15 protein-coding genes and 2 tRNA genes are annotated in these 19,263 nt (G+C 52.0%); 13 read left to right on the forward strand and 4 right to left on the reverse strand.

Translation table 11 applies throughout. The annotated features are described in order from the left end of the window. Nucleotides 1-233 precede the first annotated feature (233 nt). Entirely contained in the window at nt 234-1,526 is a 1,293-nt protein-coding gene (locus QZN42_RS08900) for an IS256 family transposase (protein ID WP_296956738.1), read from the forward strand. Between the two features lie 285 nt (nt 1,527-1,811). On the opposite strand, the gene gltB is transcribed toward QZN42_RS08900, so the two are convergent. Further along, the gene (gene gltB / locus QZN42_RS08905; RefSeq protein ID WP_296956740.1) at nt 1,812-6,344 is read right to left on the reverse strand and encodes a glutamate synthase large subunit; all 4,533 of its coding nucleotides are present in this window, start codon (nt 6,342-6,344) and stop codon (nt 1,812-1,814) included. Between the two features lie 704 nt (nt 6,345-7,048). Here gltB and QZN42_RS08910 point away from each other — a divergent pair. Next, complete coding sequence (locus QZN42_RS08910; protein ID WP_296956743.1) at nt 7,049-7,930, forward strand: DMT family transporter; 882 nt, start codon at nt 7,049-7,051, stop codon at nt 7,928-7,930. 1,555 nt (nt 7,931-9,485) lie between these two features. Here the strand turns inward: QZN42_RS08910 and QZN42_RS08915 are convergent. Continuing rightward, nucleotides 9,486-9,562: transfer RNA gene (locus QZN42_RS08915), tRNA-Arg, on the reverse strand. A 3-nt stretch (nt 9,563-9,565) separates the two neighbouring features. Continuing rightward, nucleotides 9,566-9,641, reverse strand: a tRNA-Trp gene (locus tag QZN42_RS08920). Between the two features lie 523 nt (nt 9,642-10,164). Between QZN42_RS08920 and QZN42_RS08925 the strand changes: the two genes are divergently transcribed. The 11 genes from QZN42_RS08925 (at nt 10,165) to QZN42_RS08975 (ending at nt 17,651) form a co-directional block, all read left to right on the forward strand. Further along, nucleotides 10,165-10,911, forward strand: a complete 747-nt coding sequence (locus QZN42_RS08925; protein WP_296956747.1) for a LytTR family DNA-binding domain-containing protein — start codon at nt 10,165-10,167, stop codon at nt 10,909-10,911. A gap of 25 nt (nt 10,912-10,936) precedes the next feature. Beyond that, nucleotides 10,937-11,305, forward strand: a complete 369-nt coding sequence (locus QZN42_RS08930; RefSeq protein WP_296956750.1) for a type II secretion system protein — start codon at nt 10,937-10,939, stop codon at nt 11,303-11,305. 20 nt (nt 11,306-11,325) lie between these two features. After that, nucleotides 11,326-11,901 (forward strand): prepilin peptidase, encoded by a 576-nt coding sequence (locus tag QZN42_RS08935; RefSeq protein WP_296956753.1) that lies wholly within the window; start codon nt 11,326-11,328, stop codon nt 11,899-11,901. Then, nucleotides 11,852-12,331: a hypothetical protein gene (locus tag QZN42_RS08940; protein ID WP_296956755.1), complete on the forward strand. Its 480-nt coding sequence runs from the start codon at nt 11,852-11,854 to the stop codon at nt 12,329-12,331. Before QZN42_RS08935 ends, QZN42_RS08940 begins: the two co-directional genes overlap by 50 nt. 9 nt (nt 12,332-12,340) lie before the next feature. Next, nucleotides 12,341-12,706, forward strand: coding sequence for a hypothetical protein (locus QZN42_RS08945; RefSeq protein ID WP_296956758.1), 366 nt, complete (start codon nt 12,341-12,343; stop codon nt 12,704-12,706). Next, nucleotides 12,703-13,233 (forward strand): hypothetical protein, encoded by a 531-nt coding sequence (locus QZN42_RS08950; RefSeq protein WP_296956761.1) that lies wholly within the window; start codon nt 12,703-12,705, stop codon nt 13,231-13,233. The genes QZN42_RS08945 and QZN42_RS08950 overlap by 4 nt, the downstream gene beginning before the upstream one ends. Further along, a complete protein-coding gene (locus tag QZN42_RS08955) occupies nt 13,226-13,624 on the forward strand; it encodes a hypothetical protein (RefSeq protein ID WP_296956764.1) in 399 nt (132 codons plus the stop codon). Before QZN42_RS08950 ends, QZN42_RS08955 begins: the two co-directional genes overlap by 8 nt. Next, nucleotides 13,611-15,236, forward strand: coding sequence for a PilN domain-containing protein (locus QZN42_RS08960; protein WP_296956767.1), 1,626 nt, complete (start codon nt 13,611-13,613; stop codon nt 15,234-15,236). Before QZN42_RS08955 ends, QZN42_RS08960 begins: the two co-directional genes overlap by 14 nt. Beyond that, nucleotides 15,217-15,768 carry a hypothetical protein gene (locus tag QZN42_RS08965; RefSeq protein ID WP_296956770.1) on the forward strand — a complete coding sequence of 184 codons (552 nt, stop codon included), beginning with the start codon at nt 15,217-15,219 and terminating at the stop codon, nt 15,766-15,768. The genes QZN42_RS08960 and QZN42_RS08965 overlap by 20 nt, the downstream gene beginning before the upstream one ends. Beyond that, nucleotides 15,695-16,255, forward strand: a complete 561-nt coding sequence (locus QZN42_RS08970) for a shikimate kinase (RefSeq protein ID WP_296956773.1) — start codon at nt 15,695-15,697, stop codon at nt 16,253-16,255. Before QZN42_RS08965 ends, QZN42_RS08970 begins: the two co-directional genes overlap by 74 nt. Nucleotides 16,256-16,655: 400 nt before the next feature. Next, nucleotides 16,656-17,651 carry an ATP-dependent 6-phosphofructokinase gene (locus QZN42_RS08975; RefSeq protein ID WP_296956776.1) on the forward strand — a complete coding sequence of 332 codons (996 nt, stop codon included), beginning with the start codon at nt 16,656-16,658 and terminating at the stop codon, nt 17,649-17,651. A gap of 562 nt (nt 17,652-18,213) precedes the next feature. Here the strand turns inward: QZN42_RS08975 and QZN42_RS08980 are convergent. Continuing rightward, complete coding sequence (locus tag QZN42_RS08980) at nt 18,214-18,921, reverse strand: Bax inhibitor-1/YccA family protein (protein ID WP_296956779.1); 708 nt, start codon at nt 18,919-18,921, stop codon at nt 18,214-18,216. Nucleotides 18,922-19,263 lie beyond the last annotated feature (342 nt).

Below are 19,263 nucleotides of genomic sequence, written 5' to 3' on the forward strand. Positions count from 1 at the left end.
GGGAGTGTACAATAGACTGTGTAAAGTTGAATTGTAACTCAAACGAGAAACAGCAGAAAGGTTTCTGAAATTAACAAAATCATCTCTCAATAAGGCTTTTTGCAAACGGTGATAGGATACCGCTGTAAGTCAATAAGCACTTTAACGGATGCTCTTGCTAATCGGGTTCCTCCTCCAGCAGCTTCCTTTTGAGGTCAAGCATATAATTGAATCTGAAAAGGAAGGGACCTATTATGCCAAAGACCAAGATAAACTCCGGATGCAATCTTCCCGATGCCGACCGGATCGGACAGGAAGTACTTAAGGAATTTCAGGCAAAGAATGTACACGTTGATGTGCAGAACATTCAGGAATTCCTTAGAGAAGCCATGAAATCCGTTGTAGAAAAGCAGCTGTCTGCCGAACTGGACAACCATCTGGGATACGATCGTTATGATCAGGAAGCCAAGCATAAGGCAATGACAACGGATTCCCGGAACGGTTACAGCAAAAAGATGGTAAAGACCGACTATGGCCCAATGGAATTAAAGACACCGCGCGACCGAGACGGCTCCTTCGAGCCTTACCTGGTAAAGAAGAATCAGGTAGATATCAGCAGTCTGGCCCCCTATGTCATTAAGCTGTACGCCAGGGGCATGACCACGAGAGACATATCTGCACAGATTGAGGAAGTTTACGGGTTTGGTCTGTCTGCTGCGGAGGTTTCCAGGCTAACCGATGCGGTACTTCCGGAGATTACGGCATGGCGCAGCCGGCCGCTCTGTGAGAAATACATGTATATTTTCCTCGATGCTGTCTATTTCAGAATCAGGAAAGACGGTGTATACCAGAAGGTAGCGACCTATGTCGCAATAGGCGTAAACATGCGTGGAGAACGGGACGTCATCGGAATGTGGATAGGCGCATCTGAAAGCGCCAGCTACTGGGCCCGTATGCTTGATGACCTTAAGAGCCGCGGAGTTAAAAAAGTCCTTCTTTTCTGTGTAGATGGCTTAAATGGCATGGTCGAAGCCATCCATGCCATGTTCCCTGAATCAATAGTCCAGCGCTGTATTGTACATCAGATTCGGAACTGTCTGAAGCTTGTTCCCTACAAATACAGGAGAGCTGTAGTGGGAGATATGAAGCAGATATATAAAGCTCCTACTATTGAGGCAGCAGAGGCAAAATTGAATGAATTTGATGCAAAATGGGGTACACAATATCCTGGAATAGTCAAGACCTGGCAGGATAACTGGGAAGAGCTGACATCCTTCTACCAAATGCCCAGTTCATTGAGAAGGCTGGTTTATACGACAAATGCGATAGAGAACTTCAACAGGGGACTTAGAAAGTATACTAAAGCGAGAACACAATTCCCTACTGAAGAATCCCTATGGAAATCCATTTATCTGGCAATGCGGCTGGTGACCGATAAATGGAACAAAAACGTATACCAGTGGAACCAGATCATGGCGGAAGTTAATCTCCTTCTCCCTGGCTTTGTCGATGAACAGGATATTGAAGAGCTTTCATTAAGTAGATAAAATAATTTACACAAAATGCTTGACAGTCCCCGGGAATACAGGCCCGGGTCGCTCATGTAGAGCCACCGCCTGTCTAAAACTCTTTACAGCACAAGCGGGAGCCAAGGGCCCGTGCCCGAAGGGCACTAAATAAGATTGCTTTGCGCAGCTCCATATCCTCCCCGCATCCCGCACCCCGCACCCCGCGCCCCGCGCCCCGATTCCCCCAAAATAAAAGAGCCGGCTGCCCGCACAGTCGGCTCTTATTTCTAAAGACTAACAACTAACCACTAACTTACTAACGACTCAGCTCTTGAAAGCCAGCATCTCCGCTTCCTGCTGTGTCTTTCCTTCTGCCAGGTATTTCGCGATCTTTTCCTGCATAGCCTGGTAGTCATTGGGGATGATCTTGGTGATCCTTGCGCGGTAGAGGTGCCACTGGGCGAGGATTTCCATGGCTTTTTCGCTTCGGGTGGTGATGTAGTGTTCTTCGATGAGTTTCCTTACTTCTTCGGCTTCTGGTCCGTCTTCCAATGGTTCGGTATGGACCATTCCTTTGTTAACCAGCCGGATGTCGAGGTCCACTACATAGGCAATGCCTCCGGACATACCGGCTGCGAGGTTCATACCCGTTGCGCCGAGGATGACCACTTTACCGCCGGTCATGTATTCGAGTCCGTGGTTGCCCACGCCTTCTACGACGACTGTTGCCCCGCTGTTTCGAACGCAGAATCGTTCACCGGCCCTGCCGGAGACGAAGGCCCGGCCGCTTGTCGCGCCAAAGAAGGCTACATTTCCGATGATGATATTTTCAGAGGCTTTGAAGGTGGCTTCTCTTGGCGGGAAGATGATCATTTTTCCGCCGGAAAGTCCTTTGCCTGCGTAATCGTTTGCGTCCCCTTCCAGGGTCAGGGTCAGTCCTTTGGGGATGAATGCGCCGAAGCTCTGGCCTGCGGAGCCTACGAAGTCGAGGCGGATGGTATCTTCCGGAAGTCCTTCTTCTCCGTAGCGCCTGGAAATTTCACTGCCCAGGAGTGTACCGGTCACGCGGTTTGTATTTTTGATATACAGTTTCGCGCGGAGCGGCTTCTTTTCTTCAAGAGCCGGGCGGCACATGCGGACGAGTTTGGACATATCCATGGTCTTTTCCAGTTCATGGTCCTGGGACTTCAAGAAATGATGGCCCACGGATGCATCGGTGTAGGGACGGAAAAGAATAGCATCGAGGCTCACGGTATCTGCCTTGCGGTTGCCCGTCAAGCCTTTCTGTTTCAGCCGGTCGCTTCTTCCCACCATATCTTCCAGTTTGTGGAAGCCCAGGCGGGCCATGATTTCCCGAAGGTCCTGTGCCACAAAGCGCATGTAGTTCACCACGTATTCCGGTTTGCCGGTGAACCGTTTCCTGAGTTTTTCATCCTGGGTGCAGATGCCGAAGGGGCAGGTATTTTTATTGCATACGCGGAACATCTGGCAGCCGATGGCAATGAGGGGTCCTGTGCAGAAGGAGAACTGTTCAGCCCCCAGGAGGGCAGCGATGGCTACGTCCCGGCCGGTCAGAAGTTTACCGTCTGTTTCCAGTTTCACCCGGTCTCTCAGTTTATTGAGAAGGAGTACCTGCTGCACTTCGGACAGGCCGATTTCCCAGGGAATGCCTGCGTGCCGTTCGGAAGTACGAGGCGCTGCGCCGGTCCCTCCGTCATAGCCGGAAATCGTAATGCTGTCTGCCTTTGTCTTTACCACGCCTGCTGCAATGGTACCTACGCCTTTGCCTGCAGTGAGTTTCACATTGATTTCCGCCCTGGGGTTTGCATTCTTCAGGTCAAAGACAAGTTCTGACAGGTCTTCGATGGAGTAAATATCGTGATGCGGGGGTGGGGAAATGAGGGATACGCCAGGTGTGGAGTGACGGGTGTGGGCAATCGCCGGGTCTACTTTGGCTCCCGGGAGGTGTCCCCCTTCGCCCGGTTTTGCGCCCTGGGCACATTTGATCTGGAGTTCCGACGCATGGACCAGGTAATTTCCTGTGACTCCGAAACGGGCAGTGGAAACCTGCTTGATTTCATCGTTCACAGAAGTTCCATCGGCACGGATCTGGAAACGCTCTGCATCTTCGCCGCCTTCGCCTGTATTGCTCCGGGTGCCCAGGCTGTTCATAGCTTCTGCAATGCATTCATGGGCTTCCTTCGAAAGGGCGCCATAGCTCATGGCCCCTGTGCGGAAGTAATGGATGATATCCGGTACGCTTTCCACTTCTTCAATCGGAATGGAGCAGCCTTCGGGGTAAATAAATTCGAGAAGGTCCCGGAGACGCACGAGAGGTTCATTGACTTTCTTTGCATATTCTTTGTACAGCGCATAGGAGCCGGTCCGGCAGGCCTGCTGGAGGAGGCGGATAGCCTCTGCCGTGAGGATATGGGGTTCGTCGCCGTTTCTTCTGTACTTGAAGACGTCCCCGGAGGAGAGGCCTTTTTTATTTCCATAAGCCGCTTCGTGGCGGAGAACATTGTCTTTTTCGATTTCTCCAATGCCTATGCCCCCTACGGGAGAGGTGGTGTGGCCGAAATATTCGTCTGCCACTTCCCGTCCGATGCCGACTGCCTCAAAAATCTGGGCCCCGTGATAGGATTTGACGGTGGAAATACCCATCTTCGACATGACGGAAAGGATGCCGTTTACCGAAGCTTTCATGTAATTATCTACCGCTTCTTCCGGAGTCTTGCCGGAGAGACGGCCTTTCTTTGCCAGGTCTGCCACGGTGGAAAGGGCGAGGTACGGGTTCACGGCCGTTACCCCGTAGCCGATGAGTGTGCAGAAATGGTGCACTTCCCTGGGTTCGCCGGATTCCAGGATGATTCCTACGTCCGGGCGTACTTTTTCGCGGATCAGGAAATTGTGAAGGCCTGCAGAGGCGAGGAGTGCCGGAATGGCCAATTTTTCTCTGCCCACTCCCTTGTCGGAAAGGATGAGGATATTATGTCCTTCCTTCACTGCCTTCAGGGCTTCGGCGCAGAGGTTGTCCAGGGCTTTTTTCATTTCCCCCTTGCCTTCTGTATAAAGCATGGAAAGCACATATGGGCGCAGGCGGTCGTCTTTGAGATTTTTCACCGCATCCATTTCTTCATTGGTAATGAGCGGGCGGTCGATGGCCAGGGAGGCCGTGCCTTTTTCGTCGGGATCCATGATGTTGGCCATATTTCCCACATAAACGGTGGAGGAAGTGACCACTTTTTCACGAATCGCATCAATCGGAGGATTGGTGACCTGGGCGAAATTCTGCTGGAAATAATCGTAGAGGAGACGGGGCTTGTCGGAAAGGACGGCCAGCGGTGAATCCATGCCCATGGCGCCTACGGGGTCTTTCGCCTGGTCCGCCATAGGGATGATGATATCCCGCAGATCTTCCTGGGTGTAGCCGAAATTCTTCTGCTGCTCCAGAAGGTCTTCCGGTATTTCTATTTCCTTTTTCTCCGTAATATCCTTCAGGTCCAGAATGTGCTCTTTGCACCATTCTCCGTAAGGATGGGAGGAAGCCATTTTATGTTTGATTTCCGCATCGCTCACGATCCGCTGCTGGGAGGTATCCACGAGGAAAATCTTTCCCGGTTCCAGACGGCCCTTGTAAAGTACGTCTCTCTGGTTGACGGAGACTGCCCCGACTTCGGAGGAAAGGATGACCCGGTCATCCTTCATTACATAGTAGCGGGCAGGGCGCAGGCCGTTTCTGTCGAGCATACCTCCGATTGTCACTCCATCGCAGAAGCAGATGGCCGCCGGACCGTCCCAGGGTTCCATCATGAAATTGTGGTACCGGTAGAAATCTCTTTTTTCCTGGCTCATGGCCGGATCCCTTTCCCAGGGTTCCGGAATCATGATCATCATGGCGTGAGCCAGGGAATGGCCGGACATGTGGAGGTACTCGAGGCAGTTATCAAACATGGCAGAGTCCGAGCCGGTCGCATCAACGATAGGAAATGCCTTTACCAGTTCCGGATGGTCCGAGGGACGGGACTTGCTTTCCCTGGCATTCAGCCAGTTGATATTTCCCTGAATCGTATTGATTTCCCCGTTGTGACAGATGTAATGGTTCGGATGAGCACGGGCCCAGCTGGGGAAAGTATTCGTGGAGAAACGGGAATGAACCATAGCCATGGACGTCTTGTAGTCCAGGTCCGACAGGTCCAGGTAGAAATGGCGGAGCTGCAGGGATGTGAGCATGCCTTTGTAAACAATAGTGCGGGAAGAAAGGGAGGCGATATAGAAATCGGTGCCCATGCCTTCGGAAAGAGGAATGATCTTCTTTTCCGCCAGCCGGCGGATGATGTAGAGCTTGCGCTCGAAATCCATAGGTTCTTTGATATCCGGGCCCTTTGCAATGAAGACCTGCAGGAAATGGGGTCGCACGGAACGGGCCACTTCGCCGATGATGGATTCATCGATAGGCACTTCGCGCCAGCCCAGGACGGTCTGGCCCTCTTCTTTGACGATTTCTTCAAAGAGCCGCATCTGTTCCTTGCGGAAATCATCATAGCGGTGGGCGAAAATCATACCTACGCCGTATTCGCCTGCCGGCGGCAGGTTAAAGCCAAGGACGCCGCATTCCCGGCGGAAAAATTCATCCGGAATCTGGGTGAGGATACCTGCACCGTCGCCGCTTTTGTGATCGGCCGCTTCACCGCCCCGGTGCTTCAACTTTTCAAGGATTTTCAATGCATCATAAACGATGTCATAAGATTTGCGGCCCTTGATATTGGCTACAAAACCAATGCCGCATGCGTCGTGTTCATTTCTCGGATCATACAGCCCCTGGGGCTGCGGATAATCCCTCCATTTTTGTTCCATACTTCATTCCTCCCCCATAAACAAAACGCCGGGCACCACAGCAAAGGCTGGACGTCCGGCGTTGGATACTTTTTGTTGTATCTTAGATTATAGCACGGGTTTTTATATATTGACAATAGGTATTTAGGATAAAGATCCGGAAAAATGGAAATAAATTCCATTTGGAACTAATCGGATTGCGGATTTCGGATTGGGGATTGCGGGAAGGTGGCGCCCTTCGGGCGCAGTTTTATATCTTGCCTTCGGCGTGCATTTTGGGCTTGCAGCATTCCCTTCAAAAGGGTATTTTCCCTCACCGGCTCCAGGCAGCAGCTGCCAACCTATGAATTTCATCAATCCGTTCCACCGGCGTGGGTACCGAAAATACTTAAAGAGTTTTCCGCATTTTCTATTCTCCCAAAACACCCGGTTTCCGCAAAATTTAAAATGGCAATTGACCTTGTTTCCGCAAAATGTTCTGATTTACAGCCTCTTTCCACAGAATGCCACATTTTAAAATAGCCGTCTCCCGCAAAATTCCATGATTTGTATTTTCCAACATATCCGGATGACTTTCATAATCAAAATGGCGGGCTTCACAAATTTGATGCCCGCCACCTCCCCTAATCCCTCCCCTAATACCCAATTCCTTTTAGCCGCAATTTCCTTCTTGCCCTGATGACATAAATCCTTTATGATAGAAAACACACAAAGGGGATGATTGTATGACAAGTGAACGGAGGACGGGCATTCTTTCCGCATCCATCGGGGCGGCTCTCTGGGGATCCAGCGGCATTGCGGGGCAAATCCTGCTCCAGGGAAAGGGAATCCCTCCGGAGTGGCTCACATTTTTCCGTCTCCTCGTTTCGGGACTGATCCTGGTGCTGACAGCGTATTTCCTGAAAAAGGATATCTTCTCCATCTGGAAAAATGGAAAAGACCGGCTTTCCCTCCTCATTTTCGGCGCCCTGGGCATGCTGGGGACCCAGTACTGTTATTTTGCGGCCATCCGGTACAGCAATGCGCCGACGGCCACGATTCTTCAGTACCTCATGCCGATCCTCATCATTTTCTGGACCTGTTTCCGGGAAAAACGCCGTCCTTCGTCTGTGGAAACAGGCTGCACCATTTTTGCCATCGCCGGGACTGCCTTAATCGCCACGGCCGGTGATTTTTCGTCCCTTTCCATTTCTCCCCTCGCCCTCTTCTGGGGTCTCCTTTCCGCTCTTTCCTGTGCCATTTATTCCGTTGTGCCGGTGACAATTATCAAAAAATATGGTTCCCCTTCCGTCGTGGGCTGGGGCATGCTCATCGCTTCGGTCGTTATGGGCCTCATTTCCCTCTTCACTCCCTTTACGGGAACCCTGGACGGGGAAACTTTAGGCGCCTTCGGTTATGTAGTCTTCTTCGGCACGGTCCTCGCCTTTGGACTATACCTCAACAGCGTGGCCTATATCAAACCGGCCGAAGCATCCATCATCGCTGCCTTCGAACCCCTATCGTCCATCGTCTTTGCTTTCCTCCTCTTCCATACCCTCTTCGGATTCTGGGAAATACTGGGAATCGCGTTTATTATCATTGCTGTAGCACTGGTGGCAAGGAAATAAATTGCCTGCCGGTTCGACTTGTCCTTTTGTGGCATTTGCGCCTGGAGCTTTTTGGTATTCGTTGGGCCTTCCCTTCCGACTTGAGCGCCTGAGGCATTTGTGCCTGGTGCTTTTAGGTATTCGTATGGCCTTCCCTTCCGACTTGGCCATCTTAGGCATTTGTGCCCGGAGCTTTTTGGTATTCGTATGGCCTTCCCTTCCGACTTGAGCGCCCCGACTTGGCCATCTTAGGCATTTGTGCCCGGAGCTTTTTGGTATTCGTATGGCCTTCCCTTCCGACTTGAGCGCCTGAGGCATTTGTGCCCGGAGCTTTGGGGTATTCGTTTCGCCTGCCGGTCCGACTTGGCCATCTTAGGCATTTGTGCCTGGAGCTTTTTGGTATTCGTATGGCATTCCGTTTCGACTTGAGCATTGGCGGCATTTGTGCCCGGAGCTTTTTGGTATTCGTGTGGCCTTCCCTTCCGACTTGAGCGTTGGCGGCATTTGTGCCCGAAACTTTGAGGTATTCGTGTGGCCTTCCCTTCCGACTTGACCGCCTGAGGCATTTGTGCCCGGAACTTTGAGGTATTCGTATGGCATTCCCTTCCGACTTGACCGCCTGAGGCATTTGTGCCCGGAACTTTTTGGTATTCGTTGGGCCTTCCCTTCCGACTTGAGCGTTGGCGGCATTTGTGCCTTGAGCTTTGGGGTATTCGTTGGGCCTTCCCTTCCGACTTGAGCGTTGGCGGCATTTGTGCCCGGAGCTTTGGGGTATTCGTTTCGCCTGCCGGTCCGACTTGGCCATCTTAGGCATTTGTGCCTGGAGCTTTTAGGTATTCGTTGGGCCTGTCCTTCCGACTTGACCGCCTGAGGCATTTGTGCCCGGAGCTTTTAGGTATTCGTTGGGCCTGCCGGTCCGACTTGGCCATCTTAGGCATTTGTGCCCGGAGCTTTTTGGTATTCGTTGGGCCTTCCCTTCCGACTTGGAATGGGGAGGCTTTTTAGCGCAGCGCCTTTTTCGTATTCGTTGGGCCTCCCTTCCGACTTGACCGCCTGAGGCATTTGTGCCTGGTGCTTTTAGGTATTCGTTTCGCCTGCCGGTCCGACTTGAGCATTTGCGGCATTTTCCCCTTGAGCTTTGGGGTATTTGTATGGTCTTTCTGTCCGACTTGCAGCGTTAAAACACTTATCCCCCGGCTCCGCCGGTACCTTCCCATCCAGGGAAGGTGGTGACCGGTATCATGCTGATGGTCTTCCTCATCTGTATCCTGCCTGTAAGTGCTGAAAATATAAAAATCCGACGCTCACGAATTTGTGCCGCACCTGCCCGAGACTCCCCGTCCTCCGATTCAAAGGTCCTCCCCTTCAAGGCTCTCTTTTCGATTTCAAGTCTATCCAATGAATTCCCCATCAAAAAGGCGCTGCTTCATGAAATCCTGCAGCGCCACCTCCCCGAGACTCCCGAGAATCCCGACACCCCCGATTCAAAAGTCTTTTTAACGGAAAGTTTTTATTTCCACCCCAAAGCCTTTCGTCAGACAATAAAAAAGCACAGTCCACAGACTGTGCTTTTCTTTGGTGACCCAAGAGAGATTCGAACTCCCGACACCTTGATTCGTAGTCAAGTGCTCTATCCAGCTGAGCTATTGGGCCATATGGCAGGGGCAGAGGGACTCAAACCCCCAACCTACGGTTTTGGAGACCGTTGCTCTATCAATTGCGCTATGCCCCTGCAGGCATTCAACGGTTTCCCATTGCTTGCGACTGAATAATCATAACAGATATTTTCATTTTTTGCAAGTCTTTTTTGAAATATTTTTACAAAATCCCGCTGTATTTCCTTTTCAGAATGGGCAATTGGAATAATAGTGGCAAGTGGTAAGTAGTAAGTGATAAGTGAAGGCGGCGCCTTAAAATTATAAAGGCGCCATATTTACGTTCCGCCCATTTCTATTCCCCAAAACTGAAATTTTTTCATTTTGGGGGAATAGGAAGTCTTAAGGTGACTTATTTCATTGTATTTCCTTATAGAAATATTACAAATGGAAAGGATTCGCAGTTTCCGTTTATTATTTGTTTTTATTTTCTATCAAAATCATTTATGGATTACAAAAACGCAAGTATAAGCGTCTTTCATGATTAGTTAATATTGGACTCTTGTTAAAAAAAGGCCGATAATAAAAATGATAAAGAAGGTTTAATTGAAGAATTGAGGAAACCCGGGGCCGCCCGTTTGTTATTGGGAGGTGATTCCTATGATACATATAGGATCAATCAGTGAGCATCCGGAGATTTCACGCCAGGTGGAAAGCGTCTGCGGGAAGTATCTGCGGGACGAGGGGAAAGCGTGCGCTTTTTACTCCTACGAGAATTCCTACGTATTTCAGCAGGACCTGGAACGGGGAAAGCGGGATTTCGACCTGCTCTTCCTGGATACGGCTATGCGGGGCATCAACGCGGTGGATCTGGCAGACCGCATCAACAGGCGGAAAGACGTGCCTGTCATGGTTTTCCTTTCCGCTGCGGCCCAGGGCTACTATGAAGATGCATTCCGGGTGGGAGCGGTCCATTTCCTGCAGCTGCCCATGAAGGATAAGGACCTCCTCATCGCGCTGAAGCGGGCCCTTTCGGTCCTGGAGCACCGTTGGCATAGGAAACTCCTCTTCAAATCCACGGAAGGGGAAGCAGTGGTGGACCTGTCCACTCTGGAAGCGGTGGTGAGCGACGACCATCATCAGGTGCTCTGCCTTTCCGACGGATCCACGGAGGAAGTGCGGACGAAACTCACCCAGCTGGAGAAACGGCTGAAGGATGCTTCCCCCTTCTTCTTCATCACTTCCTGCCGGGGTGTGCTGGTGAATCTGGAGCAGGTCTCTGAAGTCCTGCCGGACCGGGTGGTCACGAAGACCGGACGGAACCTCCCTATCTCGAAAAGGCGCTATCCCGATGTCCGCGCAGCCTTTATCCGCTATCATGGCGGAGATGAGGAGGATCTGGAGTAAGTGTACATGGGAGCAGGAGGTCATTATGGAGAGAAAAAAGAAAAAGGGATTTATGCTTCTGGAACTCATCATCGTGGTGGCCATCATCGGCATACTGGCCGCTGTGGCCGTGCCGAATCTGACGGGCATGACGGATGATGCAAAGATTGCCAGGATCCAGTCGGACCTTTCGGCCATGGGGACGGCCTCTGAGGTGTACTACGTGAAGAACGGGTCTTATCCGACAAGCCTGGATCAGCTGGTAGGGACCGATGAAACGTCGGGATACCTGAAAAAAGTGCCGGAGCCTCCGGACAAGAACGTGACCTATACCATTGCCAATGGGACAATCAAGGCCACTTTCAAGGGAGTGACGTATTCTTCTGACGGCACCAATACAAAATCGACGACGTAACAGGCAGCGGGGAAATGCTTATGAAAAGGACAGGGAGTGAATCGCGCCTCCCATGGATCTTTCTGTGGGAAGAATGGAAAGTTCCGTGTGGAAGTGCGGCCCTCTGCCTTTTTTATTTCGTCCTTCTTCATGAGGGAGCCGGATTTCTTTCGCCAGCTTTTTTTATTCTCCTCCTGGCAGGCGCCGCGGCAGAGGACGGTTTCACCGGTTATATTTCCGATATCTGGAGCATCCTCCTCACCGTCCTTGGCCTTCTCATGGCATTCATGACGGGGGACGTGCTCCTTTCCGCCTCTTCAGGCCTCCTGGCGGCCGTTATTTACACGATTTTATATTTCCTTTCCAAAAAATCCATGGGGACCGGGGATATTTTTTTATCCGCCGGAGCCGCCTGCTGGCTGACTCCGGTGACCTGTCTCCTCTTCATCTGGTTTTCGGCCCTCACTGCCCTTCTATTTTCGGCTTATTTCCTTCTGACAGGGAAATGGAACCGGAAGAGTCCGGTGCGGTTCGGGCCTTTCATGGCACTGGGAGGGATACTGGCTTATGGGATGGAAATATGGCTTCCCCTGCCGCCGGGGCTTCCTTTTGGTTGAAGCCCTCCTTGTAGCGCTCATCCTCACCCTGGGCGCAGCATTCACCATGCCCTCACTCCGGGACTGGCAGGAGGAGCGGGAACTGGATATGGCCGCCCAGACCCTGGCAGCCTCCATACGGCAGGCAGCGGTGCTGGCAAAAAACGATGCGGAGACTTCCGTCAGGGTAAGCAGGAATTACCACTTCAACGCCAATACGGACGCCAATGGACGGGTGATATACTACACCAGCCGGGGAGCCAGGAGGATGAAGCCTTCCGGCACTCTTCCCAGTCGGATAATTCTTTCGGGAAGCTTAGCCCTGGTCTTTGACAAGCAGGGTTTTGCCGGGCAGGGGCAGAATTATTCCGTTTATCTGTATACGAAGGACAGGAAATATAAACGCCAGGTGACGGTGGCCATGTACACCGGGCGGGTGCGGGTCACCTGAGGAGGCACTATGAGAAGAAAAGGATTCGTCATGATTTATGCCCTTTCCGCCATCCTCATCACCGGCCTTCTGGCAGCAGGCGCCGCTTCTGCCATCAGGTATGCCCTTTCCCTGGAAAGAGAGAGGGAAAGGGGCCTGGATGAAGTGCTCATCGCCCAGGACGTGATGGAACGGGAGAAATACAACCGCCGCTTTTCTGCATCCGAGCCTTCTTTGGTAAATGAAATCGAGCGGAACGGCAGGCGTTATGAAGTGGAAGTCAACCGCCGGTTGCGGGTGGTGGAAGGGATACCCATGGTGGAAATTTCCTGTACCGTGAAAAGCGCAGGAGAGGAAGGCATACGCCTTGCCACCCTTATGGAGGGAGAACTATGAAAAAGCGCAAAGGATTCCTTCTCCTGGAGGCCCTGACGGCTCTCCTTCTCCTCTCCGCCCTGGCCATATCCGTTTTCCCCCTGGCAGGGCGCATGGCCGGCGCTTCTTTCCTGGGTTCTCTCCGGGCAGAAATGGGCGAGACCGGGCTCTTTGCCATGGATTTCATGACGGAAAAAATCAGGAACTCCATGAATCCTTCCGTTTCTCCCGTTTCCGGAGACCGGTTCACCTATTACGCGAAAAATGCCTGCGGCGACCCTGCCCCCTACGAGCTCATGCTGAATCAGGAAAAAATAAAGGTGGAATTATACAACGGCCTGGTGCAACCGGTGACCGGAGAAAAATCGGGGAGCGGGGAAAGAATCCCCCTCTCCGCCGGAGAAGAGGGCCTTTTCCGGCGGCAGCCGGGCAGGCCGGTCCATATTTCCTTCATCCTCTCTCAAAAGGATGGGGAAGAATCCATCGTTTATGAAACTTCCATCCTTCCCTACGCTGACTTTTACAGGAAGGGGCAGGCCTATGAATAAGCACAGAGGCAGCATGGGGCTCCTCCTCCTTCTCTTCCTCGCTTCCCTCCTCACGGTGGCCGGGGCCTTTCTCCTCTTCGCCGGGAGAAGCAGGACAACCCTTGCCGTTTATCAGGAAGGGCTCATCTCCGTCTATGCGGCAGAAAGCGGCGCCAACTGGGCCCTGGAAGCGCTGAAGGCGGCACCCCTGGACCGGCGGGTCACTTTCGACGTGAACCGGCGCCATGTGACAGTGGAGGCTGAAGAGCACGACAGAAGCGGCAGGCTCACTGCATCCGCAGTGAGCAAATCCGGAAATTACAAGCGATATATTTCTATTTCCTACTCCGTGACTGAAGAGGACGGAGCGCGCAGGTTACAGGTGGAGGACATCCAAAGTGACAAGAGCTGAAGAACTACTGCAGGAACTGGAAAAACTGCCCCTCTGGCAGCGCCTCACCGCACCGAGGGGCCCGCGGCTCGTATGCGTGCTGCTGGACGGCACCCTCTGGGCCGCTGAAATGGAAGGCGGAAAATTCCTGCGCACCGAACCGGCAGAACTTTCCGGGAAACCCACGATCGAGACGATTTCCGCCGCTTTCCGGGAGCTTTCTGCCAAAGGCATGAAAAAAAGGGCGGTCACCCTTCTCGTCAATTCCCCCCGCCTGCGCACGGCGAACAGGAAATACCCGTCCATGGAAAAAGAGGAAATGGTGGAAACCATCCAGTGGGAAATGGACCGCACCTTCCACAGTAAAGACCCCTATGCCGCAGGCCACACCATCATGCGCCACAGCCCGGAGGGCTGGGAAGTCCACCTGGCAGGCCTTCCGCAAGAAGAGCTCTCCCTCTGGGAAAAAGCGGCAGAGGCAGGAGGGAAATACATTTATGAAGCCATCCCGGTGACCGGCGTGCCCCTTTCAGAGGACAGCCATTTCACCTTTTTCGGCAGGCGGAATTCGGGAATCCTCCTTTTCCGGAAAGGAAGCCTTGTGCGAAGCCGGATCCTCAAAGAGGAGGACCGGGGAAAAGGAGCCCTCTTCATGAAGAAGACCCTCCGGAATTTCGGTCTCACCGAAGCGCCCTGTTTCTTCATCCCCATGGCGGACTGCAGCGAAGAAAGAGAAAAGGAATGGAAGGACTGGCTGGAAGAAGAAATAAAACCGGCCAAAAATCCTGAAGAAATATCCGATTCTCATCCCGCAGAAGAACTCTTTGCAGAGACTTTCCTGCCGGATGAAGAAACAGGAAATACGGAAGACCATTTCATGGACAATCCTTCTTTCAGGGAGACATCGCCGGAAGGACCGGACCCCTATGATCTGGATGCGGAAAGCGGAGACAATTCCGCCGAAGAAGAAATACTTCCCGAAGAAGAAAAGCGGGAGTACCTGCCAAAAGGCGCCGTATGGCTGTGGAACCTGGAATTCACCGATGTCCTCACGCCCTTCCAGGAAATGGCGCCCCTGCTCCAGCATATTTCCTCCCGCACGGTCACCCTCCCCCTCTCCGAAAATCCAAGCGCTATATATAATGTTAAAAATAAGTACCTCCGCCTCTCCCAGGCAGCTTTTGTGGTGACCTTCTTTTTCTTCCTCGCCTCCCTTTCCGTATTCCTCACCGCAAGAAGCGAAGTGAAAGCGCTGGAAAAAGAAGCGCTGGCCCTCCGGCCGCAGAAAGAGGAAATGATCGCCCTCCGCACGGAGCGAAGGGAAGAAGGAGAGCTGAAAAATCTCCTGAAGCAGCTGGATGCGGAAGACCTGAACTGGGAAAATAAGCTCCTCACTCTGGGAGAAGGATTGCCGCCGGGCATCGTGCTTTCAGAGATAGGCGGCGAAGAAGGACGGCTGGAGCTGAAAGGCACCGCTGCCAGCCCTTCCGCCCTGAATGCTTTCCAGTCCGGCCTTGCCAGCGCCTGGGGAGGAAATATCCGCGTCCGCCGTCAGGTGGATGAGACCACAAAGCTCGTGAAATTCGCGATTTCCCGGGAGAAAGGAGAGACTTATGGAAAAAATCCTGAATGACCGGAAATATACCCGCCTCTTCGTCCTCCTCTCCTGCCTCTTCCTCGCCCTGGGCGGCTGGTTCCTCCTCGCCAGGGCCACGGAAAAAGGGAGAGCCGCCGCAATCCGCCTGGAAAATCAGGAAATCATCCATTTCGCAGGCCTGCCGCAAAGACCGTCCTCCCTCCCCTTCCTCACGAAATTCCTCCGCCCCGTCTCCGGAGAGACCATGGCAGCCGCTATAGAAGGAACCGGAGCGAAGGTCTATTCTATTTCCGAAGAAGAGGAAGAAGGGCCAAAGGGAAAAATTAAAAAATTTAATATAAAAGGGACCGCTGCCTACACACAAATGGTGCAAAGCTTTGGTATAATAAAAGAAACAGATCGCTGGTGCGCCATGAATCTCAAAAGTTTGAAACGGGCAGGAGACGTCCTGTCCTACGAGGTGGAGATTCGGACGTTCCAGAGCCGAGGTACCTATGATCAAGAGAAATATCGTCCTCATCGGTCCCATGGGAACGGGCAAAAGCCGGGCAGCAAAAATCCTCTCTGACGGCCTGGAGTGGCAGCTGGCCGACACGGACCGGATGATGGAAAGAGAAACGGGCCTGAGAATCGCAGATTACTACAAAGTGGCCGGTCCCGAGGCATTCGCAGAGAAAGAAATGCAGATCATCAACCATGTGCGCTACTACCATGAAGCAGTGATCGCCATGGGAGGCAACTATCCCATGACGGAAGAAAAATTCCATCTCCTCTCGGAATACGGCCTCATGGTCCTGCTCTATGCGAAACCCTTCCGCCTGGCCGAACGGGTGCGCCGCCGCATCGGAAAAAGGCCCACCATGGATTACGGAGACGTAGACGGATACGTGCGCCAGATGCTCCGCAAATGGACCAAGTGGAGAGACCGGGTGGACCTCGTGGTGAATACCACCAATAACCACCCTGAACAGACAGCCCTCCTCATCGCCCGCTACGTGGACCAGCACCACGTGACCTTTGAAGAAAGAAGAATGAATATCGGGAGAAACCACTGAGCAGGGAACTATCTCTGCTCAGTTTTTCATCAGTCTTTGTCTGTGCGGGCTGAGGGCTCAGGCGCACTCATGTACCGTGGTTTTGGAAAGCCGTGTGCTGCCCGGGGATACAGGGCGGAATCGTTCTGCTAACGACTAAAAATTAAGCATTAAGCACTAAAAGCTACAAACTCTCCGACCACCTTCAGCGATCCTTCCTGCCACGGGGAAATGGCAGGAGAAAAAAATTATAAAAAAATAGGTCCCCAAAGGGGACCATATTCTTCACTTACCACTACCTGCAGAGATGGGGAAACTGCAGCGAGCGCACTTTGTGGCACCGAAGGTCATAAAAATCACTTACCACTTCCTGCAAAAACAGAATGCAGGAACATTTGACTCAAACCAGGGAGCTGATACTATGAATAGACTGGCAGTACTCACCAGCGGCGGCGATGCGCCGGGCATGAATGCGGCTGTACGAAGCGTCGTGCGCACGGCCCTTTACTATGGGAAAGAAATTTACGGCATTTACCGCGGGTATTCCGGACTCATTGAGGATGATATGGTACCCATGAATTCTTCTTCCGTTTCCGGAATCATCCTCCGGGGCGGGACCATCCTGAAAACGGCCCGGTGCAAGGAATTTTTCGAAGAATCTTACCAGAAGAAAGGGGCCGCCATCCTCCGGAAACGGGGCATCGACGGACTGATCGTCATCGGCGGGGACGGCTCCATCCAGGGAGCGGAGAAGCTGACGAACCTGGGCATCCCCACGGTCACCATGCCCGGCACGATTGATAACGATATGCATGGAACCGATGAAACCATCGGCCATGATACGGCAGTCAATGCAGTGGTCACTGCGGTAAGCCGCATCCGCGATACGGCTTCCGCCCACAACCGGGCAGCCATCGTGGAAGTGATGGGCCGGTTCGCAGGAAATATCGCCCTCGATGCAGGCCTTGCCTGCGGCGCTGAATACATCCTGGTACCGGAAGTCCCCTTCAGCCGCGAAAAGCTGGCCCGTTCCCTGAAACTTCAGATGGATGCGGGACGGACGAATTCCATCATCATCTGCGCCGAAGGGGCCGACGACGGAAGAGCCCTCGGCGACTGGCTGAAAGAGCGGACGAACATCGATATCTGCACCACCATCCTGGGCTTCATCCAGCGGGGCGGACAGCCCACTGCCAGAGATGGGCAGCTGGCCAGCATCCTGGGCGCAGCTTCGGTGAAAGCCCTCCTGGACGGAGAAACCGGCGCCCTCATCGGCACAAAAAAAGGAGAGGTCGTCATCCTCCCCTATGCGGAAGCAAAGAAAGTGAAAGAACCTTTCCATGAAAAACTGTACAACCTGGCCGTCATGCTCGGCTCCGCCCAGAACGACGGAGATATACGGGAGACAGGGTTGTGAGAGTAGTTGGTATTTAGTATTTAGTATTTAGTTGTTAGTGGTTAGCCATTACCCATGACCCATTAGCTATTACCTGTTACCCATTAGCAGAACAGGGCATCTCTTCGAGGTGCACTGTTTATTTTCAAAATAAAAAACCTCCGAAGGAAGACAGAATCCGCCCACGGTTTGCACGCCGGATGTCCAATAATCCGGCCGATCGAAGTTCTGGTGGTTAATTCTGCCCTCCTTTTCGGAGGTTTATTTCTTTTCGCTGCGCAGCTGAGAATCTGCAAGGCTTATTTCCACTTTACCATCCTTCCCGGGAATGTACAGTATGGAAACCGGCGGAAATCTGCTGCCTTTTTCGTTCTCTGTCCATATAGTACAGAAAAGGAAATTTATTTTATTAGACTTTCATTAATTTTTGAAACCCCGGTGACCTTATTTCCAAAAGCCCGCCTGTGCAGAGCCCATATATATATTTGTGCCGCATCAGCGGCACACCTCCACTTATCACTTACCACTTTCTTTCCAAACGAAAAGAACCGGCTGCGCACAGCCGGCCCTAAAATATTTCCACTTACTTTCTATCCGCAAAGATTCTCAGCAGATAAAGAAACAGATTGATGAAATCCAGGTACAGCATGAGGGCGCCCAGGATGGCCAGTTTCTGTCCTTCGTCGGTGGCTCTGGAATGATAGGTGAGAGCCAGTTTCTTAATCTTGTTCGTATCATAGACCGTGAGACCCATGAAAATGAGGACTCCTGCGTAGGAAATCAGCATTTCAAAGAAGGGAGTCGCAAAGAAGAAGGAAATAAGAGTGGACAGGATGAGGCCCACCAGACCCATAAGGCAGAGATTTCCCACTTTCGAAAGGTCCGACTTCGTCACATACCCGTAGACGGACATAATGCCGAACATGCCGGCTGTGAGGAAGAATGCATTCGCAATGGAACTCATGGTGTAAACCAGGAAAATGGAAGAGAGGGTTATGCCATTTAAAACGGAATACACCAGGAACATGACCGCTGCCTTCTTGAGGCCCATGGTGCGGATGGACGTATTCAGGTGCCACACGAGAGCAAAAGTGGCCATCATGAGGAAAATGATGCGGAACCTTCCGCCCATGAAAATACTCTGGATAACCGGATAATCGGCCACAGTATAAGCGGTGAAGCCCGTCACCACAAGGGCTATGGCCATCCAGGCATAGACGTCTTTCATCATGCCCGGCATATTGATGGAAAGGGACTTCTCCTTCTCCAGGGCAAAATCATTGTCGTACATATATATCTCCTTTCTATAAAGAAAAATTTCTATATATTGGGTGTCTATATTGTAGCACAGGAGGGGGAGTATATAAAGATGGAAATTCCTGATTTTAGCAATTAGTCGTGAGCAGTTAGTTTTTAGTTTTTAGTGCTTAGTGGTAAGCGGTGGTGGCACAGCCAAATTAGAAACGCGCCTTTTTATAAATATCCGTTCTGTTTTCCTGAAGCGGCAGACTGTATGACAGGAGTTAATAGTTTAATAGTTAATGGCAATGTCATTAACTTAAGAAATTCATAAAATAGTTCAAGTACGCATCGAAAGGTGCGTGCTTTTTTGTGCAAAAAAGTCGAAAAAAAT

The organism is uncultured Dialister sp. (genome assembly GCA_900314595.1).
Classification (GTDB): Bacteria; Bacillota; Negativicutes; order Veillonellales; family Dialisteraceae; genus Dialister.